This is a genomic window from Mesorhizobium sp. M1252 (assembly GCF_040318265.1).
GTDB lineage: Bacteria > Pseudomonadota > Alphaproteobacteria > Rhizobiales > Rhizobiaceae > Mesorhizobium.
Genome location: NZ_JAMYLX010000008.1, coordinates 42,051 through 67,156, shown reverse-complemented (window position 1 = coordinate 67,156; position 25,106 = coordinate 42,051). Strand labels below are relative to the sequence as shown.

Annotated in this window: 26 protein-coding genes; 16 read left to right on the top strand and 10 right to left on the bottom strand. The window is 63.4% G+C overall.

The features are described from left to right. Positions 1 to 246 precede the first annotated feature (246 nt). From NKH22_RS17560 to NKH22_RS17540, 5 genes are all read left to right on the top strand, one after another. Positions 247 to 1,134, top strand: a complete 888-nt coding sequence (locus NKH22_RS17560) for a sugar phosphate isomerase/epimerase family protein (protein WP_352910271.1) — start codon at positions 247 to 249, stop codon at positions 1,132 to 1,134. Positions 1,135 to 1,143: 9 nt separating this feature from the next. After that, on the top strand, positions 1,144 to 2,313 hold the full coding sequence (locus NKH22_RS17555) for a mandelate racemase/muconate lactonizing enzyme family protein (protein WP_023683009.1): 1,170 nt from the start codon (positions 1,144 to 1,146) through the stop codon (positions 2,311 to 2,313). Between the two features lie 2 nt (positions 2,314 to 2,315). Further along, positions 2,316 to 3,032 carry a FadR/GntR family transcriptional regulator gene (locus NKH22_RS17550; RefSeq protein WP_023686625.1) on the top strand — a complete coding sequence of 239 codons (717 nt, stop codon included), beginning with the start codon at positions 2,316 to 2,318 and terminating at the stop codon, positions 3,030 to 3,032. An 85-nt stretch (positions 3,033 to 3,117) separates the two neighbouring features. Beyond that, the gene (locus tag NKH22_RS17545) at positions 3,118 to 4,098 is read left to right on the top strand and encodes an NAD(P)-dependent oxidoreductase (protein WP_023686626.1); all 981 of its coding nucleotides are present in this window, start codon (positions 3,118 to 3,120) and stop codon (positions 4,096 to 4,098) included. A 3-nt stretch (positions 4,099 to 4,101) separates the two neighbouring features. Continuing rightward, complete coding sequence (locus tag NKH22_RS17540) at positions 4,102 to 4,479, top strand: hypothetical protein (RefSeq protein ID WP_023692018.1); 378 nt, start codon at positions 4,102 to 4,104, stop codon at positions 4,477 to 4,479. A gap of 22 nt (positions 4,480 to 4,501) precedes the next feature. Here the strand turns inward: NKH22_RS17540 and NKH22_RS17535 are convergent, their stop codons facing one another. Continuing rightward, a complete protein-coding gene (locus NKH22_RS17535) occupies positions 4,502 to 5,797 on the bottom strand; it encodes an amidase (RefSeq protein ID WP_352806774.1) in 1,296 nt (431 codons plus the stop codon). 116 nt (positions 5,798 to 5,913) lie between these two features. On the opposite strand from NKH22_RS17535, the gene NKH22_RS17530 reads away from it, so the two are divergent. Further along, positions 5,914 to 6,261: a GFA family protein gene (locus NKH22_RS17530; RefSeq protein WP_352910267.1), complete on the top strand. Its 348-nt coding sequence runs from the start codon at positions 5,914 to 5,916 to the stop codon at positions 6,259 to 6,261. Positions 6,262 to 6,443: 182 nt separating this feature from the next. Continuing rightward, positions 6,444 to 6,887 (top strand): DUF4437 domain-containing protein, encoded by a 444-nt coding sequence (locus NKH22_RS17525; protein WP_352910264.1) that lies wholly within the window; start codon positions 6,444 to 6,446, stop codon positions 6,885 to 6,887. Between the two features lie 27 nt (positions 6,888 to 6,914). Here the strand turns inward: NKH22_RS17525 and NKH22_RS17520 are convergent, their stop codons facing one another. The 8 genes from NKH22_RS17520 to NKH22_RS17485 form a co-directional block, all read right to left on the bottom strand. Next, positions 6,915 to 7,733 (bottom strand): ABC transporter ATP-binding protein, encoded by an 819-nt coding sequence (locus NKH22_RS17520; RefSeq protein WP_084023725.1) that lies wholly within the window; start codon positions 7,731 to 7,733, stop codon positions 6,915 to 6,917. 53 nt (positions 7,734 to 7,786) lie between these two features. Next, a complete protein-coding gene (locus NKH22_RS17515; protein WP_023728570.1) occupies positions 7,787 to 8,227 on the bottom strand; it encodes a hypothetical protein in 441 nt (146 codons plus the stop codon). Further along, positions 8,224 to 9,312 (bottom strand): ABC transporter ATP-binding protein, encoded by a 1,089-nt coding sequence (locus NKH22_RS17510; RefSeq protein WP_352910261.1) that lies wholly within the window; start codon positions 9,310 to 9,312, stop codon positions 8,224 to 8,226. Before NKH22_RS17510 ends, NKH22_RS17515 begins: the two co-directional genes overlap by 4 nt. A gap of 1 nt (position 9,313) precedes the next feature. Beyond that, positions 9,314 to 10,252: a carbohydrate ABC transporter permease gene (locus tag NKH22_RS17505; protein WP_023728572.1), complete on the bottom strand. Its 939-nt coding sequence runs from the start codon at positions 10,250 to 10,252 to the stop codon at positions 9,314 to 9,316. 3 nt (positions 10,253 to 10,255) lie between these two features. After that, positions 10,256 to 11,317, bottom strand: coding sequence for a carbohydrate ABC transporter permease (locus NKH22_RS17500; RefSeq protein WP_023835039.1), 1,062 nt, complete (start codon positions 11,315 to 11,317; stop codon positions 10,256 to 10,258). A gap of 80 nt (positions 11,318 to 11,397) precedes the next feature. Then, positions 11,398 to 12,831, bottom strand: coding sequence for an ABC transporter substrate-binding protein (locus NKH22_RS17495; RefSeq protein WP_023728574.1), 1,434 nt, complete (start codon positions 12,829 to 12,831; stop codon positions 11,398 to 11,400). A gap of 46 nt (positions 12,832 to 12,877) precedes the next feature. Continuing rightward, positions 12,878 to 13,990, bottom strand: coding sequence for an ABC transporter ATP-binding protein (locus NKH22_RS17490; protein ID WP_031205525.1), 1,113 nt, complete (start codon positions 13,988 to 13,990; stop codon positions 12,878 to 12,880). A 302-nt stretch (positions 13,991 to 14,292) separates the two neighbouring features. Beyond that, positions 14,293 to 14,976 carry a TetR/AcrR family transcriptional regulator gene (locus NKH22_RS17485; protein WP_352910258.1) on the bottom strand — a complete coding sequence of 228 codons (684 nt, stop codon included), beginning with the start codon at positions 14,974 to 14,976 and terminating at the stop codon, positions 14,293 to 14,295. Between the two features lie 111 nt (positions 14,977 to 15,087). Here NKH22_RS17485 and NKH22_RS17480 point away from each other — a divergent pair, with 111 nt between their 5' ends. The 3 genes from NKH22_RS17480 to NKH22_RS17470 are packed head-to-tail and all read left to right on the top strand — an operon-like array spanning position 15,088 to position 17,570. After that, complete coding sequence (locus NKH22_RS17480; protein WP_352910255.1) at positions 15,088 to 16,281, top strand: Tm-1-like ATP-binding domain-containing protein; 1,194 nt, start codon at positions 15,088 to 15,090, stop codon at positions 16,279 to 16,281. A 13-nt stretch (positions 16,282 to 16,294) separates the two neighbouring features. Then, positions 16,295 to 17,149, top strand: coding sequence for a phosphoenolpyruvate hydrolase family protein (locus tag NKH22_RS17475; protein WP_352910253.1), 855 nt, complete (start codon positions 16,295 to 16,297; stop codon positions 17,147 to 17,149). Between the two features lie 4 nt (positions 17,150 to 17,153). Then, positions 17,154 to 17,570 (top strand): cupin domain-containing protein, encoded by a 417-nt coding sequence (locus NKH22_RS17470; RefSeq protein ID WP_023698983.1) that lies wholly within the window; start codon positions 17,154 to 17,156, stop codon positions 17,568 to 17,570. 171 nt (positions 17,571 to 17,741) lie between these two features. Here the strand turns inward: NKH22_RS17470 and NKH22_RS17465 are convergent, their stop codons facing one another. Further along, a complete protein-coding gene (locus NKH22_RS17465) occupies positions 17,742 to 18,932 on the bottom strand; it encodes a M24 family metallopeptidase (protein WP_352597411.1) in 1,191 nt (396 codons plus the stop codon). Positions 18,933 to 19,295: 363 nt separating this feature from the next. On the opposite strand from NKH22_RS17465, the gene NKH22_RS17460 reads away from it, so the two are divergent. The 6 genes from NKH22_RS17460 (at position 19,296) to NKH22_RS17435 (ending at position 25,103) form a co-directional block, all read left to right on the top strand. Further along, entirely contained in the window at positions 19,296 to 20,900 is a 1,605-nt protein-coding gene (locus NKH22_RS17460) for an ABC transporter substrate-binding protein (RefSeq protein WP_488494718.1), read from the top strand. A gap of 109 nt (positions 20,901 to 21,009) precedes the next feature. Continuing rightward, a complete protein-coding gene (locus tag NKH22_RS17455) occupies positions 21,010 to 21,996 on the top strand; it encodes an ABC transporter permease (RefSeq protein ID WP_352711820.1) in 987 nt (328 codons plus the stop codon). After that, entirely contained in the window at positions 21,993 to 22,823 is an 831-nt protein-coding gene (locus NKH22_RS17450) for an ABC transporter permease (protein WP_023735154.1), read from the top strand. The genes NKH22_RS17455 and NKH22_RS17450 overlap by 4 nt, the downstream gene beginning before the upstream one ends. Next, positions 22,820 to 23,815 carry an ABC transporter ATP-binding protein gene (locus NKH22_RS17445; RefSeq protein ID WP_352711769.1) on the top strand — a complete coding sequence of 332 codons (996 nt, stop codon included), beginning with the start codon at positions 22,820 to 22,822 and terminating at the stop codon, positions 23,813 to 23,815. Before NKH22_RS17450 ends, NKH22_RS17445 begins: the two co-directional genes overlap by 4 nt. Next, positions 23,812 to 24,597 carry an ATP-binding cassette domain-containing protein gene (locus tag NKH22_RS17440; RefSeq protein ID WP_023832985.1) on the top strand — a complete coding sequence of 262 codons (786 nt, stop codon included), beginning with the start codon at positions 23,812 to 23,814 and terminating at the stop codon, positions 24,595 to 24,597. Before NKH22_RS17445 ends, NKH22_RS17440 begins: the two co-directional genes overlap by 4 nt. Then, the gene (locus tag NKH22_RS17435; RefSeq protein ID WP_023686644.1) at positions 24,594 to 25,103 is read left to right on the top strand and encodes an L-2-amino-thiazoline-4-carboxylic acid hydrolase; all 510 of its coding nucleotides are present in this window, start codon (positions 24,594 to 24,596) and stop codon (positions 25,101 to 25,103) included. The genes NKH22_RS17440 and NKH22_RS17435 overlap by 4 nt, the downstream gene beginning before the upstream one ends. Positions 25,104 to 25,106: the final 3 nt, after the last annotated feature.

The window sequence follows — 25,106 nt, the reverse complement described above, 5'->3', positions numbered from 1 at the left end:
AAGCTGCCGGGGCATTCCATTTTTGGCGATATATACCAGCATAATCAATACGGTACACAGATGCCGATATCGCATCGCGGCGGTTCTTGCCGCGCGACAAAAATTGCTGTAGACCTCCATTAGGGCCCAATTGGTCGAACCAGTTGCGCAAAAACGCTGGAGCGCCTTGGGGAGGAAACACGCGACGCGCCTTGTGGGGCGCATCGCAGGCGAACTGGCACAGACGAATTCTGGGAAGGATAGACCATGCATCTTTCGACGCACAACTGGATGCGCGCGGAACCGTTGGAGGTGACGCTGAAGCGCATCAAGAAATTCGGCTACGAGTCGATCGAGATTTCCGGCGAGCCCGAGCAATACAAGACCAAGGAGACCCGCGCGCTGCTGAAAGAATACGGCATCCGCTGCTGGGGGTCGGTGACGCTGATGCTGGGCGAACGCAACCTTGCCGCCAGGGACCAGGGCCAGCGCGAACGCTCGGTGCAGTACGTCAAGGACGTGCTGACCATGGTCAGCGAACTTGATGGCGAGATCATAACGCTGGTGCCCGCGACCGTGGGCAAAGTGGTACCGGACGGCACCGAGGAAGAGGAATGGAAGTGGGTGGTCGACGCCACCCGCGAATGCTTCACCCATGCCAAGAAGGTCGGCGTCAAGATCGCGGTCGAGCCGCTCAACCGCTTCGAGACCTATCTGTTCAACCGCGGCGCGCAGGCGTTGGCCCTGGCCGATGCGGTCAGCCCCGAATGCGGCGTCTGCCTCGACGCCTATCACATCCATATGGAAGAATTTAACGTCCATGACGCGATCCGTCAGGTCGGCAAACGGCTGTTCGACTTCCACGTCGCCGACAACAACCGCTTTGCCGCCGGCCTTGGCCAGATCGATTGGCCACGGATCGTGCAGACGCTGAAGGAAATCGGCTATGACGGCGCGCTGACGAACGAATTTGTCGCGCCAGTCGACCGCACACCCGCCGCGCCCTATCCCGACATGGTCGAGCGCAATCCGGTCGACATTTCTCCCGAACAGCTGAAGTTCATCCAGGATCACGGCTCCAGCGTGCTGACGGAGAAATTCTACACCGACCAGATGCGCATCACGGCCGAAACGCTGCTGCCGCTAATCAAGTAGCCGATCGGGATGCGCATCAAAACGGTCCAGGCGTGGTGGGTCCGCGTGCCGATTGAGGCCGCGAAGCAGCATCGCAGCGACTTTGGCCAGGTGACGACGTTCGACGCCGCCATCCTGCGCATTGAGACTGACGACGGGCTGATCGGCTGGGGCGAGGGCAAGAACGCCGCCGGCAGCGCCGGCAGCTATGGTGCGCTGGTCTACATGCTGAATCACGAGGTCGGGCCGCAGCTGATCGGCCGCGACCCCGCCGACATCGGCATGATCTGGGAGATGCTCTACAACGGCGTGCGCCATGACAGTGCCGCGCGCGCCGGCCATGCCATGCCGCAGCTGGCGCGGCGCGGCATGAGCATTGCGGCAATCAGCGCCGTCGATATCGCGCTCTGGGATATTCTGGGCAAGTCGTTGGGACAGCCGGTGTGGCGGCTCATCGGCGGCCGCAAGCTCGACCGCATGCCGGCCTACGCCTCCGGCGGCTGGGCTGCCGCCGACGCTATCGGCGAGCAGCTCAAATCCTACATCGCCAAAGGCGGCTTCAAGGCGCTGAAGATGCGCGTCGGCGCCATGGACGGCGCCCCGCACATTTCCGCCGCCCGCGTCCGCGCCGCACGGCAGGCGCTCGGTCCTGACGTCGAGTTGATGGTCGACGCGCACGGCACCTATACGGTGGCCGAGGCCAAGCGCTTCATCAGCCTGGCCAGCGATCTCGACCTCGCCTGGTTCGAGGAGCCTGTTATCGCCGACGACAAGGCTGGTATGGCCGAGGTGCGCGCCTCGGGTTCGATCCCGATCGCCACCGGCGAAAGCGAAGCGACGCGCTACGCCTTCCGCGATCTCGCGGTGCTGAAATCCGCCGACATCTTCCAGCCGGATCCGGCCTTTTGCGGCGGTATCAGCGAGGCGATGAAGATCGGCACCATCGCCAGTGCCTTCAATCTGCGCTTTGCCCCGCATCTGTGGGCCGGCGCGCCATGCTTCTTCGCCGGCCTGCATGTTTGTGCGGCCTCGCCTGCCAGTTTTACCGTCGAATATTCGCTCGGCGCCAACCCGATGATCCACGATCTTATCGAAGAGACTGTCGAAGCAAGGGACGGTATGATAGCGATCCCTGAAAAGCCGGGTCTGGGATTCACCATTTCGGAGCGGTTCCTGGAGGCGCACGCGCAACGCGGTTGACGATGAAAGAAAAGAACCTTCTCGCCGAGCTCGCCGCCTATCTCTTCGCCCATTCGGACAAGGAGACCGGCCGCACGCCTTCGGAGCGCGAACTGGCGGAGCATTTCGTCGTCAGCCGCGGCCAGATCCGCGAAGCGCTGGCCATTCTGGAGGCCATGCGCATCGTCGAGCGCCGCGCCAAATCCGGCATCTATGTCGACACCAGGCAGGCCAGTGTAGAAGCCTTGGCTCTTTTCGCCCGCGCGGGCCTGCCGCTCGATCCGGTGCAGATCTACGAGACCGTCGAACTGCGCAAGATCCACGAGATCAAGGCCGCCGAACTTGCCTGTTCGCGTGCCACCGAAGAGAATTTCGAACGCCTGCGGGAGATCCTGAAAGCCTCGGAGGAGTGCATCGCCGCCGGCGAAGGCCTCGCCAAGGAAGACCGCGAATTCCACCTCGAAATCGTGCGGGCGACCAAGAACGGCGTCTTCCACAATATCTGCAGCGTCTATTACCTGATGGGCGAGCAGCGGCTGCCGATCTACTTCAACGATCCCGAGCGCTCAGTGCGCTCGCATGCCGAGCATATCCAGATCTACGAGGCGCTGCTGCGTCGCGACGGCAATCTCGCCCAGGCGCTGATGAGCGCCCATCTGCAAGGCGCGGAAAGCTACTGGAAGGGGATCATCGAGGGCCGGGAGGCGCAAGCGCAAAGCCTGGCACTTGAGAAGGTCTAGTGCAATTCCAGGAAAGGTGTGAAACGGTTTTTCTGGGAAAAGCGCGCGGCGCTTTCCTTTGAGAATTGCGACTAGCGAGAGCCCCATGCCCAGAATCCTGTCGACGCACACGCTGCACCCGCGTGCCTCCGCCATGCTGGCGGGCGCCGGCGAACTCGTCGTCGCCTCAGCGCTCGATGCGGCAACGCTGACCGCCGAGGCGAAGCATGCCGACGTCATCATCGTTCGCGCACCGCTGCCGCCGTCGCTGTTCGAAAATGCCACGAAACTCAGAGCAGCGGTCCGCCACGGTGCCGGGCTCGACATGGTGCCCATGGAGGCCGCGGCCGCGGCCGGCGTGCTGGTCGCCAACGTGCCGGCGGTCAATGCGCGTTCGGTCGCCGAATATGTGATGTTCGCGGCCCTTGCCCTGCTTCGGCGCTTCCGTTCGGTCGACCGCGACTTGCGCGCCAAGGGCTGGAATGCCGGCCGCGACCACGCCAGCCATGCCAGCGAGCTTGCCGGCAAGACCATCGGCATCATCGGCTTCGGCGCCATCGGTCAGGCGGTCGCCCATATCGCCGCGCACGGCTTCGGCCTCGACGTCGTGGCGACGACCCGCAGCATGCAGCCGGCACCCGACAGGATCGGCTTCCTGTCGATCGATGCGCTGATCGAACAGAGCGACATCATCGTGCTCTGCTGCCCGCTGACGCCGGAAACGCGCGGCCTGATCAGCCGCGAACGCATTGCCCGCATGAAGCCGGACGCGCTTTTGATCAACATTTCGCGCGGACCGGTGATCGACGACGAGGCGCTGATCGAGGCCTTGCGCCAAGACCGGATCGGCGGCGCCGCACTCGACGTCTTTGCCACGCAGCCGCTGCCGGCAAACCATCCCTATTTCGGTTTCGACAATGTTATCGTCACCCCGCATATGGCGGGGATTACCGAGCAATCGATGATGCGCATGGGCGTGGGCGCGGCCGGCGAGACCTTGCTGGTGCTGGCCAACCGGCTGCCTGTCAATCTGCGCAATCCCGACGTGGTCGAGCATTACCGCAGACGGTTCCCGGCGGACGCGTGAACCATGTCCGGTTTTCGCTTCGCATCTCTGGTTCTCGCAGTGTCGTCGATCGTGGCCTTACCTTCGCTCGCGGCGGCACAAAGCAGCGATTATGTCTATTGCAGCAATGGGATCGTCTGCATGATGGCGCCCTGCCCGTCAGGCAATGCGCTGGATCTGACCACCGGCAATGTCGTTAAAGGCGTGGAGCTCAACACTACGGAATTGCCGCCGCTGGACAGATCGGCACCTGACCTCTCCGACAAGCTTTATGCTGGAAAACTCGTCGTCCGAGGATCGATCCAGCATCGCGGCCAGCCCAACGATCCGCCGATGCTGGTCGTTACCAAAATCGAACGCTCCTCCAAGAAAAGCGAGCGCAAGCGCTGCGCGGCACGTTGACTGCCGACCTACGGCTCGCTGCCTATCGGAGCAGCCGCTCGACTTCAGCCGCGATGCGCAGCAGATGGTGGTCGTGGCCATTGCGCGCCACCAGCATCAGTCCGGCCGGCAGCGTCATGCCGGGCATCGGCAGCGAGATCGCGCAGAGGTCGAACTGGTTGGCGACCTGGGTATTGCGCAGCAGCAGACCTTCGGTGCGTTCACGCAGAGCCGTATCCTCGGCCATCGAAACGATAGTCGGCGCTGTCACCGGCGTGGTCGGCAGAGCCAGCACATCGACCGAACCCAACCGCTCGTCCATGGCTATGCACAGTGCCGCGCGACGACGCATTGCCCTGATATAAACCGGCGTCGGTATGGCCGCCGCCCGCGACAGCGGCCCGCTGACATGGGGATCGACCGGCACCGATGCGCCCGTCGCCAGCCAGTCGGCATGGATTTCAGCACCTTCCATTGCCGCGATCGAGCCGCGTTTGGTGGCCAGGCGCAGATCGGCAATGAGGTCGTCGATCGAAATGTCCGTGAGCCACGCGCCTGCCTGCTCGATCCCGGCAAGGCTGCGATCGAACGCGGCGGCAATCTCCGTTTCCGTGTCTTCGAAAAGCAGGCCGCGCGGAATGCCGACACGAAGCCCGGCAAGCGCTAACGGCAGGTGCAGTTGCGGCATCTGCTCGCCCGTCATCGCGGCGTCAGCCAGGGCACACGCAGCAACACTCAGCGCCAGCGGCCCGATCGAATCCAGCGTCGCAGAAAGGGGATAGGCACCAGTCAGCGGCACGCGCCGCGCCGTCGGCTTGAAACCGACGACGCCGTTCAGCGATGCCGGGATGCGCACCGAACCGCCGGTGTCGGAGCCGATGGAAATGTCGCTCGTCCCCTCGCCAACGGACACGGCGGCGCCCGACGACGAACCGCCCGGAATGCGGCTGGTGTCGGCGGCATTGCCCGGTGTGCCGTAGTGCATGTTGTCGCCGATGGCGGTGAAGGCGAATTCGGTCATGTTGGTCTTGCCGATGATGACGGCGCCGGCCTGGCGCAGACGGTTGACGACCGCAGCGTCGTGCCGACGGGGCGCGGTGTCCCTCAACATCAGCGAACCGGCCGTGGTCGATTCACCGGCGACATCGAACAGATCCTTGATCGAGATGATGGCGCCGTCGAGCGGCCCGAGCGATACGCCGGCCTTCTTGCGCGCATCGGTGGCCTCGGCCGCTGCGCGCGCCGCCTCGGCATAGAGTTTGGTGAACACCTTCTCGCCTGCCGCGCAATTGGCAAGACGTGACAGGATGATCTCGAGACGATCGCGGATTGATTGCATGTCGATGTCGGATTCCGTCAAGGTGGAGCGTCTTTAAGGCATATGGGCCGCTAAGTCAGCGGAAGGAATAACCCGGACAGCGTGCCTTTGCACCTGCCAGCGATAGGAAGAGACTGATGCTGTACAAAGGCAGCTGCCACTGCGGCAAGGTAGCGTTCGAATTCAAAGCCGAACTGACCGGCGCCGTGCGGTGCAATTGTTCGATGTGCAGGCGCAAGGGCGTGCTGTTATGCGCCATCCCGCATGACAGCCTGAAGGTGCTCGCATGGGGCGATGATCTCGGCACCTATACGTTCAACAATCACGTATTGGCGCATCGCTTCTGCCGCACCTGCGGCATCCATCCCTTTGCCGAGGATGTCAGTCAGGGCAGCGAACGCAGCGCCTACATCAACCTCAACTGCGTCGCCGATTTCGATCCCACCGGCCTGCCGGTCTTCGACTTCGACGGCCGCGCGGTCTGACCCTACGGTGGCCTCTCACCACAAAAGCAACGCCCCGAAAACCTTGATAGTTCTCGGGCCCGCTGCTTTAGCCAAGGATGGCTATCGGCTATTCGACGCGCTTAGGGCCGCGCGCGAACACAACGATCGCCGCCAGCAAGGTCGCAGCGCCACAATAGGCGAAGGCGCTGGCCACACCGGCATTGTCGACCACCAGGCCGCCGAAGACGGCGCGTTTCTGGCGCTCGCCGTCTTGCGTCTTTCCCGCTCGCGCCTTTGCCCTCGAGGACAGCTATCTCCCGGCCGACAAGATCCCCTATGTCGCCGAAGTGCCAGACCAGCCGCATCGCCTTGGCCCGTTGTGGGGTGACCGGGCCAAAGGCCCGGCGGGCACCTTGCTGAAAGTTCCCGGCAACTGGCGCGCGCCGGTTCATGCGCACACCGCCGACTATCGCGCGGTGGTCATCAAGGGACTGTGGGCGCATTGGCAAATCGACGGCGGCGAAGCGACGAAGGTCGAATTGCCGCCGGGATCCTACTGGACCCAGAAGGCCAACGAGATGCACGACGACGCCTGCCTCTCGGAGACGGAGTGCGTGATCCTGCTGATCAACGATACGCCTTACGAGACCTACTTCCAGAAATAGTCAGGCGGCGCCGTCGTTCGACCGCAACTAGCTGGCGTGCCGCAAGCTCACGCCGCTGCCCTTGTCGAACAGCACCACCTTGTCCTGATTCCAGGCAAAGCGCACCGGCTGCTCGATCTGGACATCGGTTCTGGCCGGCACCGTGGCGCGCAGCGTCGTGTCGCCGACCCGCAGAGTCAGGATCTTTTCCACGCCATGGTTCTCGACATCGTGGACGCGTGCCTCGACCGGCGCACCGCTTTCAAGATACACATCCTCAGGTCGAATACCGAAGACGAGCGGGCGACCGTCGGTCGCACCGCCCGCCTTGGCACCCCCAGAGAAAGGCAGTTCGAAATTCAGCGGCGCCATCACCGCGCGGCCGTTGACCAGCTTGCCATCGATCAGGTTCATCGGCGGCGAGCCGACGAAGCTGGCCACGTAGGTATCGCGCGGATTGTTATAGATCTCGTGCGGCGTGCCGGTCTGGATGATGCGGCCATGGTTGAGCACGCCCACCTTGTCGCCCATCGACATCGCCTCGATCTGGTCGTGGGTGACGAACAGGAAGGTGGCGCCAAGCTGGATCTGCAGGTTCTTCAGTTCCGTGCGCAGCGCCTCGCGCAGTTTGGCGTCGAGCGCCGACAGCGGTTCGTCCATCAGGAACACGCGCGGCTTGCGCACGATGGCGCGCCCGATAGAGACGCGCTGCATTTCGCCGCCGGACAGACGATCGGTCTTGCGGTCGAGCAGATGTTCGATCCTGAGTGTTTTGGCGGCGCGGTCGACACGATCCTTGATCTCGGCGTCGGGTCCTCCGGTCAAGCCGGAGGATGACGGCGTGAGAGTTGAGAGGGCGACGCACACCGACCGTCGCGGACGGGCGCGAGCGCGACCTGCCGGATAGCGTCAGCTGCTGATCATCGCGCTGTCTTGTTGAGAGCGGTGACGATCAGCGCGAGAATCACCGCCGCGGCGGCGATTTCCCACACGAAAGCCTGCTTGTAGAAAGGCGGCGTGGCGAGCTGCGCCTTGCCGGCGAGAGTGTTGGGGTCCGGTGGATTGAGGAAGAAGACGCCGTAGAGATGCGCCGCCGTGATCGATACCAGCAGCGCAATGCAGAAGACCAGCGCCACGACCAGCGCTACGGTCACCACACTGCGCACCTTGACGCCCGGCTGGGCCAACGGCAGCAGGTTGTTGATGAGCCCGGCAAGCACCACGAGACCGCTGCCGACCGCGTACAGGCCGATGGAAAAGGGTTGAAAGATCAGCACCAGCGCCAAGACGCCGAGGCCAATGATGAAGAGCTCGAGGCGGAACGCGCCGGCGCGGCTCATGCCGGAAGAACTGTCGCTCATGACCGCACCGCCTTTCCGGCGCCATCGAAGACATGGGTTTGCCTGGGATCGGGGCGTAGATTCAGCGCCTCGCCGACCTTGACCCACTGGCTTCTCGTCACCACGACGCGGATGTCGGCGCCTGCCGCCGTGCGGGCATGAATAAGGGTTTCGGCGCCCATGGGCTCGATGAGCTCGGCTCTGGCGGAGATGGTGCCACGGTCCCCCGTATCGGTCACGGTGAAAGCACGGGGGCGGACACCGATCGTCACCTTGCCGGGCTGCAGGCGCGCGACCGCCGCGTCCGTGCGGATCGCCAGACTAATGCCGGCCACGGTCATATTCGCCGTGCCATCGGCGAAGGCCTTGAGGTCGGCCTCGAGAAGATTCATCTGCGGCGTGCCGATGAAGCTCGCCACGAAAGCATTGGCGGGCTTGGCAAATACCTCGTGCGGTGAGCCGACTTGCTCGATCAGGCCGTCCTTCATGATGGCGATGCGGTTGGCCATGGTGAGCGCTTCGAGCTGGTCATGGGTCACGATCACGGTCGCTTTGGAGAGGCCCTGCAGCACTTCCTTGATCTGGCCACGCATGGTTTGGCGCAGTTCGACATCGAGACGCGACAAGGGCTCGTCGAAGAGGAAGCAATTGGGGTCGCGGACGATGGCGCGGGCCATGGCGGCGCGCTGCTTTTCGCCCTCGGATATCTGGTTCGGCAACCGGTCGAGAACGTGCTCCAAGTGAAGGATCGCGGCGACGCGGTTGACGCGGGCAGTCCGCTCAGCCCCGGAAATGCCGTCATGATAGAGCGGGAAGGCGATGTTCTCGGCGATCGATGCCGACGGGTAGAGCGCGTAGAACTGGAACACCATGGCGATGTCGCGCTTTTCGGGCGGCAGTTTGTTCATCACCTTGCCGGCGACGACGACCTCGCCGTCAGTGACGCTTTCCAGCCCGGCGATGACGCGTAAGGTCGTCGTCTTGCCACAGCCGGACGGGCCGAGAAGGCAGACGACCTCACCGGCGGCCACCGACAGGTCAACGTCCTTGACCGCGGTGAAGGAGCCGAAGCGCTTGGTGACTTTGCGGAGTTCGATGGTTGACATCTCAGCGCTTCACCGTGCCGAAGGTAACACCGCGCAACAGATGGTTTTGCAAGAAGAAGGTGACCAGGAAGACTGGGACGAGGAACAGGGTTTCGATGGCGGCAAGCAAAGTCCAGTCGGTGCCGCGTCCACCCGACGACACGGCCTGGTTCATGGCGACCGGGACCGTCCTCGTGTCGGGCCCCGAGAGCAAGAGGGCGAAGAGGAACTCGTTCCAGGTGAGGATCAGGCCGAACACGAACGTGGCGGCGAGCCCGGCAATGACCTGGGGCAGGCAAATCTTGAAGAACACCCGCATTCCGGACGATCCGTCGAGGCGGGCGGCATCCTCGACGTCTGGCGACAATTCATCGAAGAAGCTCTTCATCATCCAGATGGTGAAGGCCAGGTTGAAGGCGGTGTAGAGCATGATGATGCCGAGATACGAGCCCGACAGGCCCACTACGCGGAACATCAGGATCACCGGAATGATCACCACAATCGCCGGCAGCATGCGCGTGGTCAGGATGATGAACAGGTAGGTGTCATTGCCTTTCAGCGGATAGCGCGAGAAGCCGAAGGCCGCCAGGGTGCCGATGACCAGCGCCAGCAGCACCGACGCCGAGGCGATGAAGATCGAGTTGAAGAAATAACGGTCGAATCCTGTCGCTTCCGGGGCACCGCCCGACGTCATCGAGCGAGAAAAGACGGACCCAAAATTTTCGAGCGTGGGCTTGAACACAAAATGATCCGGAATCAAGCCGAACAGCGACGTGGGCGACAGCGTCGGAGGCACCAAAAGCGCGTCGCCCTGCGGTTTGAAGGCGGTGAATATGATGAACAGCACCGGCAGAAAATAGATAAAGGCGACGACGGCCACGGCGAGCGTCCGCCCCCAGCCGGCCTCGTCTACTCCGCTGGCCCTGCGGAAGCCGAGCTTTCCCAATATCGATTCGGTCACGGGTTAGGCTCCCTGCGTACGGCGGTTTGCGAGGTACAGGTAGAGGTTGGTGAGAACGATCACCATGAACAGCATCAGATAGGAGATCGACGCGCCCTCACTCGTCTTGTTCTGCTCGTTGGCGATGCGGATCAAGTGATAGGAGATCGTCAGCGTGTCGTTGCCGCCCTTGGTGAGGAGGATGACGAGATCCGCCAGCTTGAATGCCTCGATGGTGCGGAAGAGAAGGGCCAACATCAGAAGGCCGCGGATGTAGGGGAAGGTGATCATCCAGAATTGCCGCCAGCTGGAAATACGGTCGATGGCAGCGGCCTCGTAAAGGTATTTCGGCACCGAGACGAGGCCCGCCAGCACAAGGAGCATGACGAAGGGCGACCACATCCATGCGTCGGCGAAAACGATTCCCGCCACGGCACCGACTTTGTTGCTCATCAGGATGAACTGGTTGCCGGAGATGGAATTGATGACGTAGCTGAGAATCCCGAATGTCGGGTCATAGTAGTAGGTGAAGAACACGCCAGAGGCGACAACCGAAAGCATCATCGGTGTCAGCACCAGGATCAACAAATACTTGCGCAGCGGAAATTGCTTGGCGAACAGGATGGCCAGCAGAAAGCCGACGATCATCTGCGCGGAGACGGTGAACACGACGAACATGGCGGTATTGATCAGCGCGCCCCAAGTCGCGTGAGCAGCGAGATCGTTGGTAAGGATCCGGATGTAGTTCCCGAGTCCGACGAAGCGGATCGTCTGCTGGTTTGCCTGGTAGGCGAAGAACGAAAGGCCCAGCGACCACAGCAGGGGGAAGATATTCATCACAAACAGAACGGCGATTGCCGGAGCGACCAGCAAGGCGCCGAAGTAGTGGCGGCGATACGCGTTGACGGTAAATGCGGCCGCGACCAACGCCACCGCGGCGCCCACCACCCAGAAGGAGACAGCCGCAGGCAAGCCCGCCATTGATATGGCCGACACGACGACAGCGACAGCGATGGCGAGTTTCCAGTTGTGGGCAACAACCGCGGTAAGGCGTGGTGTCAGCAGCGTGCTTGAAACAGCGGTCATGGGAGTCCGAAATATGGAGCGCCTGAAGTGGCAATGACGGGGAGCGGCTTTTGCCCGCTCCCCGCAGCTATGTCGGAAGGTTACTGGATAAGACCATCGTTCTTCAGGAGGTCCTCCTGGAACTTGGCGATGTTATCCAAGGTGGTCTTGGCGTCCTGCTTGCCAGTGATGGCTAGGTCGTACTGGTCCTGCTGCTGGGTGAGCAGTTCGAAGAACTGCGGCACGTGCCACATGTCCTTCTGCCAGTCGAGCGAGTTCGCCCAGGCGCGGTCCCACGGACGATAGGTCACATACTTCGGATCGCTGTAGACCGACTTGATCGCGGACTGGCCGCCGCCGGCGGCGAACTGGTGCTGGATATCAGGCGAGAGCCACCACTTCACGAAGCCAACCGCCTCCTTGATTTGCTCAGGCGTCGTCCAGGTGGTGAGAACGAAAGGCTGTCCGCCGATCTGTGACGTACGATTCACCTTGCCGTCGGCACCGCGCAGGCCTGGCGCCAATCCGAACACCAGCTTGTCGGCAACCTTCGACGTCTTGGGATCGAGCGAGGCTTCGGCGAGACCGATCCAGTCGATGTTCATGGCCACCTTGCCTTCACGGAACAACTGGTCCGAGACGAAGATGTCCATGGTGCCGGTCTTGACCACCGGCGGCATGAACTTCAGCAATTTGAGGAAATGCTCCATGCCCTCGATGGACTTCGGGGAGTTTACGACGCCTTCGGCATGTCCGGTCGGGGCCTTGGTTTCATCCCAGATGCCGCCGCCATGCTCCCAGACGAACGTGTGGACCGAGCTCGTCGAGAAGTCGTAGCCTTTGCCTGCCTGATAGGCGATGCCATAGAAATCGTCATCCAGCACCTGGCCGGCGAGCTTGTCGCCCTTCTTGCGCTGGAAGAATTCGCCAACATGCTCGAACGTGTTCCAGTCCATGGCGTCGATTTCTTCGCCGGTGCAGGGCAGCTTCTCATTGTACTTCGCCTTGTAGGCGGCCTGCTCGTCGTTGTTGCAGAGCACGTCCTTGCGGCCGTAGGTGACCAGCACGTCCGGGAACTGCGGGAAGCCGTAGTAGTTCGGCGTGCTGTTGGGATAGGTCGAGTAGGCGTTGAGCACGGCGGGATGCATCGACTCCATCGTCGCCTTGAGTTCCGGGTCGGCATCGATGAGATCGTTGATCTTGCGGAAGTAGCCGCCTTCGACGAAGGCGCCCAGCCACTGCGAGTCCGACACGATGAAGTTGTACTTCTTTTCGCCCGAGGTCAACGAGGCGTTGACGCGGGTGTAGAAATCCGGCCACGGAATGAAGTCCACATCGAGCTTCACAGTATTGCCAGACTTCGGCTTGTACTGCTCGTCGAAGAACTTCTTCATAATGCGGGTCGGGGGCCAATCCGGCACCGCCATCGTCAACGTCACTTCTTCGGCAGAGGCATAGGTCACGCCTCCCACCAGTAGTGTGGCAGCGAAGCTTGCGGCTGTCGCTAGCCCTTTCAGTTTGGTCATCGCCGTCATTCGCGTTTCCTCCCTTGGTTAACCGGATTGCTTCTCGCCGTTCGAGTCAGGTCATTGCCTGGCCGCTCGCGGCGCGGAAGACGTGGATTTTCCTGTTATCGATGGCGATCGATGCCGAATCGCCGGTCCTGATGCTGGCGGCGATCGCTTCCGGCAGCACCATGCGCAACATCTCGCCGCCGGCCTCGACCGAGACGATCGTTATGTCGCCGAGCGGTTCGACCAGATGCACCTTCGAGGCAACCCCGGCTTCGCCCTTGGCGGCGAGCCGAATGTCGCTCGGGCGAATGCCGATCAGCGCGGCCTCGTTGGCATCGGCAGTCTTTGGCGCCGTCGCCGGAACCAGAGTCCCGAGCGGCGTGTCGAAAGATCTGGTGTCGGCGCGCACCGAGGCCGTGAACAGATTCATGTGCGGCGAGCCGATCTTGCTGGCGACATAGGTATTGATCGGCTGCTCGTAAAGCTCGTCTGGCGTGCCGATCTGGACGATGCCCCCATCGCGCATGACGGCGATCGTCTCGCCCATCGAGAGAGCCTCGATCTCGTCGGGCGTGGCATAGATCACGGTCATGCCGAACTGGCGGTGCAGCCGCTTCAGCTCGGCGCGCGTCTCGTGCCGAAGCTTGGCGTCGAGATTGGTGAGCGGCTCATCGAGCAGAAGAATCTTTGGCCGGCGGATCAGGGAGCGGCCGAGCGCGACGCGCTGCTGCTCTCCGCCGGACAGGGTTGCCGGCTTGGCCTTCAGGCGGTGTGTCAGCTTCAGGATCTCGGCGGTCTCTTTCACCCGCTTGTCAATCTCGGCGCGCGCGGCTTTCTCCTCGCGCAGCGGGTAGGCGAGATTGTCATAGACCGTGAGGTGGGGGTAAAGCGCGAAAGACTGGAAGACCATCGAGATGCCTCGGCCGGCGATCGGCGCATGGGCCATGTCGCGGCCGCCGATCTCAAGCGTGCCGGAGTCGGCCTGGACGAGGCCGGCGATAGTGCGCAGCGTCGTCGTCTTGCCAACGGAGCTCGGCCCGAAGAGTACGAAGAAGCGGCCTTCGTCGACGGCGAAGCTCAGGTCGTTGATGGCGCGCACGGATCCATAGGCCTTGCTGAGCCCATCGAGGCGCAGCGCAATCCCCTTGCCGTCACTGGCGCGAGGCGACGTCTGCGTCACGATGCGCCACCTCGTGCGGACGGAACACGCGCCATCCGTATGATTCTCCTCGCCCTGCCGAAATGGACTGCGGCTGTCATTCTCGATCCGCCTTTTCTGTCCTGATCTGGTATTACCAATTTTGGATAGCCGTCAAGCTCTTTCTTGGACCACTACCGGAGCTTGTATAACCGGATTCTTCATGTATCCGTCTGTTTTCCCTGAATTTTCCTACTCGTTGATATAGGAGAGCCTTGTTTCGGCACTGCCATCCCGGTTAACATCAATAGTGGGCATCGAAATCTGGTCGAACCAGATTGGCGCTATTTCGCCAACGCCTCTGGCCGGGCCACATCGGTTTCAGCCGTCAATTCCGCCACCGCGGCGCGCACAAGGGCGCCAGCCGCCCATTGCGCGACCGACCGCATGCCGCGGCTATCGAGCCCCCATATATCCTTCAGCACGATCAGCACTTCGACGCCGAACATCATCGACAGCGCCTGTGCCAGTCGCTTGAACTCGCGCGGCGGCAGCCGGCCCTTGAGCGGTGCGATGGCGTCCTTCAGCAGCTGGACGCGATGTCCGCGCGTGAATTGCGGCTCGCCGTCCAACGTGCCCGCCTGCCGCTGCGCCCATTGGTCGAGCGACAGTTTCAGCGCCGCCTTGAAAGTTGCCTCGAAAGCCTCGATGCGCGGCATGGCGGTGTCGAACAGTTCGGCGACGCGGCGCCCGGCATCGGTGGACGTCGATTGCCAGGTCAGGATCGGCCCAAGCCCCTCGTCGACCACCGCCTGCACCAGGGCTGCCTGGCTGGGGAAATAGCGATAGGCGGTGGCGCGCGACACTTGCGCCACCTCCGCCACTTCGCTGACAGACGGGGTGACGCCCGCCTGCATCAGCCGCGTCGCCGTCTCCAGCATCAGCCGTTTTGTGCGGGCCCGCGGGCCGCGTTCGGCAGCCTCGTTGGCGTCGTCGTTCCCAGCGGCTTGTTGACGTGAGACTTCCATGTCAATACGATACGCGCGTCTCAAAAAATTGCAATGACCTTTGCCCACCGAAAGGCCGGCAAAGGGCGACAGGCGGCCCGGCGCTGGTCGACCGGTGACGGGAGAAACGCGATGAAGCGCATCTACGTGGTGGGCACAGCCGACACCAAGGGCGAGGAACTTGCCTTCCTGGCCGATGCTATTGCCGCCACCGGCAGTTCGGTTGCCCGTGTCGACATCGGAACGCGCGGCGCCACCGTGCCGGTCGATATCCCGGCCAGCGACGTCGCGGCGCATCATCCGGATGGAGCCAGTGGCGTGCTCGGCATCGATGATCGCGGCACGGCAGTGGCCGGCATGGGCGCCGCCTTCACCGGTTTCATTCAGTCGCGCGACGACATATCAGGCGTGATCGGCATTGGCGGCGGCGGCGGCACGTCGATCATCACTGCCGGCATGCGCGCGCTGCCGCTTGGGCTGCCCAAGATCATGGTCTCGACGCTCGCCTCCGGCGACACCGCGCCCTATGTCGACGTCTCCGACATCATCATGATGCCATCGGTCACCGATATGGCGGGACTGAACCGGCTCTCCCGCACGGTGCTGCACAACGCGGCGCAAGCGATCGCCGGCATGGCCGCCAGGCCGGCGCCAGTCGCCACCGGCAAGCCGGCACTCGGGCTCACCATGTTCGGTGTCACCACGCCTTGCGTGACCGCCATCGCGGATCAGTTGCGCGCCAATTATGACTGCATGGTTTTCCACGCCACCGGCACCGGCGGCCGCTCGATGGAGAAGCTCGCGGACTCGGGCCTGCTCGCCGGCGTCATCGACATCACCACGACGGAAGTCTGCGACCTGCTGTTCGGCGGCGTGCTGCCTGCGACGGAGGACCGCTTCGGCGCCATCGCCCGCACCAAGCTGCCCTATGTAGGCTCGGTCGGCGCGCTGGACATGGTCAATTTCTGGGCGCCGCCGACCATTCCCGAGAAGTTTAGGGGCCGGCTGTTCTACGAGCACAATCCCAACGTCACACTGATGCGCACCACGGTGGACGAATGCCGCGGTATAGGCGAGTGGATCGGCACCAGGCTCGCTCGCTGCGAGGGCCCTGTGCATTTCCTGATCCCCGAAAAAGGCGTCTCGGCACTCGACATCGAGGGCGGCGCCTTCTTCGACCCCGAAGCCGACGCCGTGCTGTTCGATGCCGTCGAGCGCACCATCAAGCCGAACGCCGCGCGCCGGGTCTCACGCCTGCCGTTGCACATCAACGATCCGGAATTTGCCAAAGCCGCAACCGCGGCCTTCCTCGACATCGCCAGATAGTGAGAGCCAACAAATGCCCGCAATACCGCGCAAGGACATATTGAAGAAGTTCAAGGCGATGATCACCGACGGCGTGCCCATCGTCGGGGGCGGCGCCGGCACCGGCCTGTCGGCCAAGGCCGAGGAAGCCGGCGGCATCGACCTCATCATCATCTACAATTCCGGCCGCTACCGCATGGCCGGGCGCGGCTCGGCTGCCGGCCTGCTCGCCTATGGCAACGCCAACGAGATCGTCAAGGAAATGGCCTACGAGGTGCTGCCGGTGGTCAAAAAGACGCCGGTGCTGGCCGGTGTCAACGGCACCGATCCCTTCGTCATCATGCCGCTGCTGCTTGCCGAGCTGAAGACGATGGGCTTTTCCGGCGTGCAGAATTTCCCGACCATCGGCCTGTTCGATGGCAGCATGCGCCAGAGTTTTGAGGAAACCGGCATGGGCTTCGGGCTGGAGGTCGACATGATCGCCGAGGCGCACAAGCTCGATCTTCTGACCACGCCCTATGTCTTCAACCCCGACGAGGCGCGCGCCATGACAAAAGCCGGCGCCGACATCGTCGTTGCCCATATGGGGGTGACGACCGGCGGCTCGATCGGAGCCACGTCGGCCAAGTCGCTCGACGACTGCGTGGTCGAGATCGACGCCATCGCCAACGCGGCGCGCTCGGTGCGCAAGGATGTCATCCTGCTTTGCCATGGCGGGCCGATCTCGATGCCGGATGATGCCCGCTACATCCTCGACCGCTGCAAGGGCCTGCATGGCTTTTATGGCGCGAGTTCGATGGAACGGCTGCCGGCTGAAGCCGCGATCGCCAGGCAGACGGCGGATTTCAAGGCCGTCACGCTGCACGACCAGAAGAAAAAGAAGGGATGAGATCATGACCGACAAGAGCAAGGTGTTCGTATACCCGAAGGACGTGAGCGCCTTCGGCTTTGACTGGGGCAAGCTGTCGCTGACAGTCGCGCCGGAAGTAAATGGCGCGACGCGCTTTTCCGGCGGCGTCGTCGACCTGCCGTCAGGCAAGGGCCACACGCGCCACAACCATCCCGGCGCGGAAGAGATCATCTTCGTCATCTCAGGCAATGGCGAGCAGATGGTGGAGGACGAGGAGGGCAATCCGGTCGTCGCCAAGGTCGGCCCCGGCTGCACCATCTATGTGCCGGAAAGCCGTTTCCATTCGACACTGAACACGGGCGATGGGCCGATGCAGCTCTTCGTCGTCTATTCGCCGGCCGGACCCGAACTGGTGCTGCGGGAGTTGCCGGATTTCAGGTTGATCCCGGCGGGGAAGTAATCGCGAAAGGCCCCCTTCATCCGGCCGCTTCGCGGCCACTTTCTCCCCGAGGGGGAGAAGAGGCAGAAGCCAGCGCCGGCGCAAACTCCTCTCCCCTCGGGGAGAGGTCGGATAGCCCCGAATTGCCCTTCGCAATTCGGATGGCAATCCGGGTGAGGGGGTAGCGCCGAGCTAGGCTATCCCACCTCTATTCCACCCCCGTGCCCGATCCCCAAACATCACATACCCCGCATCCGTCACCGCCAGTGTATCCTCCAGCTTGATGAACCCCCGCGTCGGGTGAAGCATGGTCGTCTCCACCGACAGCACCATGTTCGTCTCCAGCGGCTTGGCCGAATAAGTGCCTTCATAGGTGACCGGGTGGTTGGTCATCAGGAACGGCGCTTCATGGGTGATCAGGCCCATGCCATGGGCGAAGAAATCCGTATAGGGCGCGACCTTCGACGCCTTCAGCACGCCCTCCGCGTGCGAAATCATATCGCCGCCGATGGTGCCTGCCCTCACCTTCGAGAACGCCGCCTGCTGCACCGTCTCGACCTCGGCCAACAGATCTTCCAGCTCGGCATCCGGTTCGCCCAGAATGCCCATGCGGCAGAGATCGCCGATATAGCCGTGATAATTGCCGCCGGAATCGATCGACAGCACTTCGCCCTTTTTCCACGCCTGCGGTGACGCCGCGCGGTTGTGGCTGGCGCCCAACGTCAGCAGGCAATATTCGAAATGCGCGCCGCGATTAGTTTCTTCGCGCCGCAGCTGCTCGATCATCTCGGCCTTGGTCGTGCCTTCATGCGCCCACTGGATGGTCGCCAGCATGGAATCCGTGATCAGCTCGGAGGCAATACGCAGCTTTTCCAGCTCGGCGTCCGTCTTGATGGCGCGCATGCTCTCCAGCATGCCGGTCGCGTCGATCAGCCTGGCATCCGGCAACGCCTTGCGGATCAGCGCATAGGCGTCCGACGGCAGGAAGGCCGGCTCGATGCCGAGGCGGGCGCCGGCCTTGCCGATCTTGCTGATGTGCTCGACCGCAAGATTGGCAGCATCGAGCGTGCCCCAGCAGGCGGCATGCAGCGTCGGCGTCCAGAACGGGCTGTTCTGGTGCTCGGCGCCTTCCATGCGGTTGCCGATATAGGCGGCATGACCGGGCCCGCCCTTTTCGTAGAGGACGATAGGCAGGTAACGGCTATGGCCGATCGCATCCATGGCGGCAAAGAAGATGAACTTGTAGCCGCCAAGCAGATACTGCGTGTTGTGCTTGGAGGTCGCGAGCAGAACATCGATGCCGGCCTCTTCCATCAGCCGGTCGACCCTCGCCTGATCGAACGGGATATTGCTGACGGCGCTCTTGCCCGGGGCGATGTTCATCTTTCTCTCCCTGATATCAGTGGGATCGCCGGCCGTACTGCGTCCAATCCCTTGGCTTCGATCAAATCTGCACCATTTCGTTAACTCTGGTCCAGCCAGAAACAGGTTAGATTGCTTCGGCAGGCTGTCACCACTCGTCATTGCTGCACACTACGGCAATCTGGTCCTACCAGAATACCAGAATGAAAGGGCCACCTCTAAAACTGGTCCAGAGGACGAAAATTTCAAAGCCAAGCAAAGATGCGCCAATTCCGTCTCTGGCGAAACCCTTGGCAAGGGCCATAATCGCCGCGAGGATGCTGGCGGGTGCCGCCAGCTTCGAGGGGTGCGCCCATCTGGTCGCGGAGAGGACGGAGGTTGATCATGTCGGATATTTCCAGGCGCACGCTGCTTGGCGGCTCAGTTTTACTGCTGGCCTCCACCGCCATGCCCACATTCAGCTGGGCGCAGACGCCGAAGAAGGGCGGCCGCCTCGTGCTTGCCGCCGATTCCGAGCCGCGCAACCTCAATCCGGCCATCGTCGCCTCCAACGGCGTCTTCTTCATCTCCAGCAAGATCGTCGAAACGCTGGCCGAAGCCTCGTTCGAAGGCAAGGACGGACTGGAACCCCGTCTTGCGCTCTCCTGGGAAGGTGCTGCCGATGGGCTGTCGGTGACCTTCAAACTGCGCGACGGCGTCAAGTGGCATGACGGCGAGCCGTTCACCTCGGCCGACGTCGCCTTCTCCGCGCTGCAGATCTGGAAGCCGCTGCAAAATCTCGGCCGCACCGTGTTCAAGGATCTGGCCAGCGTCGACACCCCTGACGATCTGACCGCCGTCTTCAAATTCGCCAAGCCAACGCCGTTCCAGCTGATCCGCAACGCGCTGCCGGCGCTGTCAAGCGTGGTGCCGAAGCACATCTACGAGGTCGGCAAGATCGAGGACAACCCGGCCAACAATGCACCCATCGGCACCGGGCCGTTCAAGTTCGGCGAATACAAGGCCGGCCAGTATTACAAGCTGACCAGGAATGCGGATTACTGGGCCAAGGACGAGCCGTATCTCGACGAGATCATCTACCAGGTGCTACCCGACCGCACGTCGGCTGCAGCGGCGCTCGAGGCCGAAGAGATCCAGCTCGCCGCCTTCTCCGCCGTGCCCCTGGCCGACCTCGACCGCATCTCCAAGGTGCCGGGCCTGAAGGTGATCTCCAAGGGCTATGAGGGGCTGACCTATCAGCTCGTCGTCGAGATCAACCATCGCCGCAAGGAACTGGCCGACGTGAAGGTCCGCCAGGCGATCGCGCATGCCATCGACAAGGACTTCGTCGTCAAGACGGTGTTCCTCGGCTATGCCGCCACCGCTACCGGTCCGGTGCCGAAGAACGACCCGCAATTCTACACTGCCGACGTGCCGATCTATCCATTCGACGTCGCCAAGGCCAACGCCTTGCTCGACGACGCGGGGTACAAGCGCGCCGATGACGGCAAGCGTTTTGCGCTGAAACTCCTGCCGGCACCCTATTTCAACGAGACGAAGCAGTTCGGCGACTATCTGCGCCAGGCGCTGGCGGCAATCGGCATCGACGCCGTGATCGTCAACAACGACTCGGCCGCGCACATCAAGGCCGTCTACACCGACCACACCTTCGACCTCGCCGTCGGCCCGCCGGTGTTCCGCGGCGACCCGGCGATCTCGACCACCATCCTGGTGCAGAGCGGCATTCCCGACGGCGTGCCGTTCTCCAACCAGGGCGACTACAAGAACGCCGCGCTCGACGCGCTGATCGCCAAGGCTTCGGAGACGCTGGATACGTCAGCGCGCACCGACCTCTACAAGGAATTCCAGAAACAGGTCGCGGCGGACCTGCCGCTGATCAACGTCGCCGAATGGAGCTTCATCAGCGTCGCGCGCGATACCGTGGGCAACATCGCCAACAACCCGCGATGGGCGGTGTCGAACTGGGCGGACACCTATCTGGAATCGTGACACATTTGCGCGGATGAAAGTTCGCAAAGAAATTGGTGTGAAGGCATGGCGTAGGGCCGCGTTTCGTCACACCCCCCTCTCCCGACTGGCGCAGCGCTATGCCTTTCCCATGATCCGCGCCCTCACCCTCATCCGCCGTCGCCTCGTCGGCAGCATCTTCGTGCTGCTGATCGTCATCATCGGCACATTCCTCCTCCTGGAAGCCGCCCCCGGTGACGCGGTCGACGCCTACATCGTCTCGACCGGCGGCGACGCCGGCATGATCGAATTGCTGCGTCATCGCTGGGGCCTCGACCAGTCCGAGCTGACACGGCTCGCGAACTATCTCTGGGCGCTGCTGCATTTCGACCTCGGCCAGTCCGTTACCTTCTCGCGGCCAATTCGCGATGTCATCCTGGAACGCCTGCCGACGACACTGCTCTTGATGGTGACCGCCACCGCGCTCTCCTTCGGTTTGGGCTCGGCGCTCGGCATCTACGCCGGCGCCAGACCCGGCAGCTTTCGCGACTGCTTCCTGTCGATCGGCTCGCTGGCGCTTTATGCCGTGCCGGGTTTCTGGCTTGGCCTGGTGCTGATCGTCGTCTTTGCCGTCGACCTGCGCTGGCTGCCGATCGGCGGCATCGAGAGCCTGGCCTCGGACAAGACCGGTTTTGACCGCGCCACCGACATCGCCGTCCACCTCGTCCTGCCGGTTTCCGCGCTCGGCTTCATCTATCTCGCGCTCTATCTGCGCATGATGCGCGCCGGCATGGCCGAGGCGTGGCGGCAGGATTTTGTGCTCGCCGCCCGCGCCAGGGGGCTGTCACGCCGCCGCATCGTGCTCGCCCATGTCGCCCGCAACGCGCTCTTGCCGCTGGTCACCATGCTCGGCCTGCAATCGGCGCAGATGCTGGGCGGCAGCGTCGTCATCGAAAGCGTCTTTGCCGTGCCCGGGCTCGGCCGGCTGGCGCAGGAAGCGGTCGCTTCGCGCGACACGCCGCTGCTGCTCGGCATCATCCTCACCAGCGCCGTCCTCGTCATTGCCGTCAACCTTGCCGTCGACATCGCCTACGCCTTCCTCGACCCGCGCGTCGGCGCCGGCGAGGCCAGCGCGTGAGCGCGCTGCCGCGGTTCCTGCGCCGGCCGGAAGCGGTCGCCGGCGCGATCATCCTGGCGCTTCTGTTCGCCATGGCGCTGTTTGCGTCGCTGCTCTTCCCCGGCGACCCGCAGGCCATTGCCGGACCAGCACTGCTGCCGCCCTTCCAGGACTGGTCGCTGCCGCTCGGCACCGACCGGCTCGGCCGTGACGTGCTGGCCGAACTGTTCCACGGCGCCCGCACCTCGCTGGCGGTCGGCCTGGCGGCGGCAGCGGCGGCACTCTTCATCGGCGCGGTCGTCGGCACGCTGGCCGGTTTTGCCGGCGGCCTTGTGGACGAGGGGCTGATGCGCATCACCGATGCCTTCCAGACCGTGCCGAGTTTTCTCCTGGCGCTGGCCTTCGTCAGCGTCGTCGGGCCGTCGCTCGGCGTCGTCGTCACGGCAATAGCGCTTGGCGCCTGGACCGGACCGGCGCGTGTAGCGCGCGCCGAAGTGCTGTCGATCCGCGAGCGCGATTACGTCGCCGGCGCTCGCGTCATCGGCATGCATCCGCTTGAGATCGCTTTTCGCGAGGTGTTGCCCAACGCGTTGCCGCCGGTGCTGGCCTTGTCCTCGGTGATCGTGGCCGCCGCGATCCTCACCGAGGCAGCGCTGTCCTTCCTCGGTCTCGGCGACCCCAATCGCGTCACTTGGGGCGGCATGATCGCCGAGGGCCGCACTGTGCTGCGCACCGCGCCCTTTCTGTCGATCGTTCCGGGCATCGCCTTGGTGCTGACCGTGCTTGGCGTCTATCTCACCGGCGAAGGCGTGGTCGAAACGACGGCGGTGCGGAGGAGCCTGTCATGACCGCACTGGCTGAGATACGCGACCTGTCGGTGCGCTATTTCAGCGATGGCAGCGAGGTGACGGCGCTGAAGGGGGTCAGCCTGGATGTTATTGCCGGCGAGCGGCTGGCGATTATCGGCGAAAGCGGTTCGGGCAAGAGCACGCTGGTGCTGGCGGTGGCTGGACTGCTGCCCGGGTCAGCCAAGGTTACGGGAAGGATCGATTGGTTCCTGAGATCGACAGGAGAGGCAGGCGTCAAGGCACCCCCCTCTGTCCTGCCGGACATCTCCCCCTCAAGGGGGGAGATTAAGCTCTCATCTGCGCTTTCGCCAATCACTGGCATTGCAGGAAGAGCGCTGGCCGCAAAGCTGCCAATCTCCCCCCTTGAGGGGGAGATGTCCGGCAGGACAGAGGGGGGCGCCGTAGAGCGCAAACTATCCGTCGCAAGCCCCCTTCCCGGTCGCGACATTGGTTTCGTCTTCCAGGACCCCTCCGCCAGCCTCGACCCCGTCATGACCGTCGGCAAACAGATCGCCGAAGTCGCCCGCACCCACCTCGGCCTCGACTGGCCACAAGCTTACGCCAAAGCCAAAACCCTGCTCCAACGTGTCCGGCTGCCCGACCCACAAACCGCCATGCGTGCTTTCCCGCACCAGCTCTCCGGCGGCCAGAAGCAGCGCGTTGCTGTTGCCGCGGCCATTGCAGCCGGTCCGAAACTGCTGATCGCCGATGAGGCGACCAGCGCGCTGGACACCATTGTGCAAGCCGAAATCGTCAGCCTCATTCGGCAACTGGTGGCGGAGGACGGCATGACGCTGCTGTTCATCAGCCACGACATCGCGCTGGCCGCCGAACTCGCAGAGCGTATCGCTGTATTCCGGAACGCCGAACTGATCGAACTCGGCCCGACGGAGCAAATCATAAACGCCCCGCGCCATGCCTATACGCGAACGCTGCTCGACGCCCATCTCGGCCTCGACGCCGATCCGCTGCTACGACGGGCGCCGGCATGAGCGTGCTCGCTGTCTCCGGCCTCACCAGGCATTACCACCGCGGCGGCAAGGCCATCGCGGCCGTCGACGGTGTCTCCTTCGCCATCGAACCCGGCGAGACGCTGGCGCTGGCCGGGCCCTCCGGCAGCGGCAAGTCGACGATCGCGCGGCTGGTGCTTAGGTTGATCGAGCCCGACGCCGGCACCGTCCAGTTCGAAGGCGATGACTTTCTGCTCTTGAAGGGTGCGGCCCTGCGCACCAAGCGCGCGCGCCTGCAAATGGTGTTCCAGGATCCGCTCGCCGCGTTCAACCCGCGCGCCACGGTGGCTCGCGTGCTTGACGATCCCTTGCGCATCCATGCCATCGCTTCCCGCGCCGAGAGGCCGGCCCGCATTGCTGCCTTGCTGGATCGCGTCGGGCTGGCAGCCGATCTCGCCCCGCGCGCCATTCACGAAATCTCCGGCGGCCAGCGCCAGCGCGTCGCCATCGCCCGAGCCATCGCGACCAAACCGTCGCTGATCGTGCTCGACGAAGCGGTGTCGGCGCTCGACGTTTCGGTGCGCGGACAAATCCTTGAGTTGCTGCTCGACCTGCAAGCCAGGGAACGGATCGCCTATCTCTTCATTTCGCATGATCTCGGCGTCGTACGGGCCATGGCCCACCGCGTCGTTCTTCTCGACGCCGGGCGGATCGCCGAGAGCGGCGACGCCCGCAACGTAGTCGACGCGCCGCAATCGGCAATCGGCAAGGCGCTGGTTGCGGCGGCGCCAAGATTGGACAGAAGCAGCAGGCAAGTACCATGACCGAACCAGAAGCCAGAGCCGAAAAACTCTCGCGCGAACTCGATTCCGCCTTCCGTAACCGCGCCGATCTCTACCGTCTGTTTCTCGACGAGCTGACCGGCGAACTCGGCGCGGAAAAGGCCGAGGCGATCATGATCCGCACCATCGAGCAGCGCGGCAAGGAGGTGGCGGCGGCCGCCTTCGCCCGTTTCGGACCTAACGACGCGCCGGCCATCGGCGAGGCATTTTTGGCCGTCAGCCCGGATGGCGGCCTGATGTATCCGACCGATGTCGAGCGCGGGCCGGACCACATCGCCTTCAAGGTGAAGCGTTGTCCGCTGAAGGACGCCTGGGTCGAGGCCGGTGTCGGTGATGAAAAACTCGCCACGCTCTGCCGCATCGCCGGCGCTTTCGACCGTGGTCTGTTCAAGGCAACGGGCGTGCGCTTCGACAATGTCACCTGGACGCCGGGCCACGGCTCCGGCTGCTGCCACATCGCGCTGACCAACCGGGATGCCGCCGGATAGCCA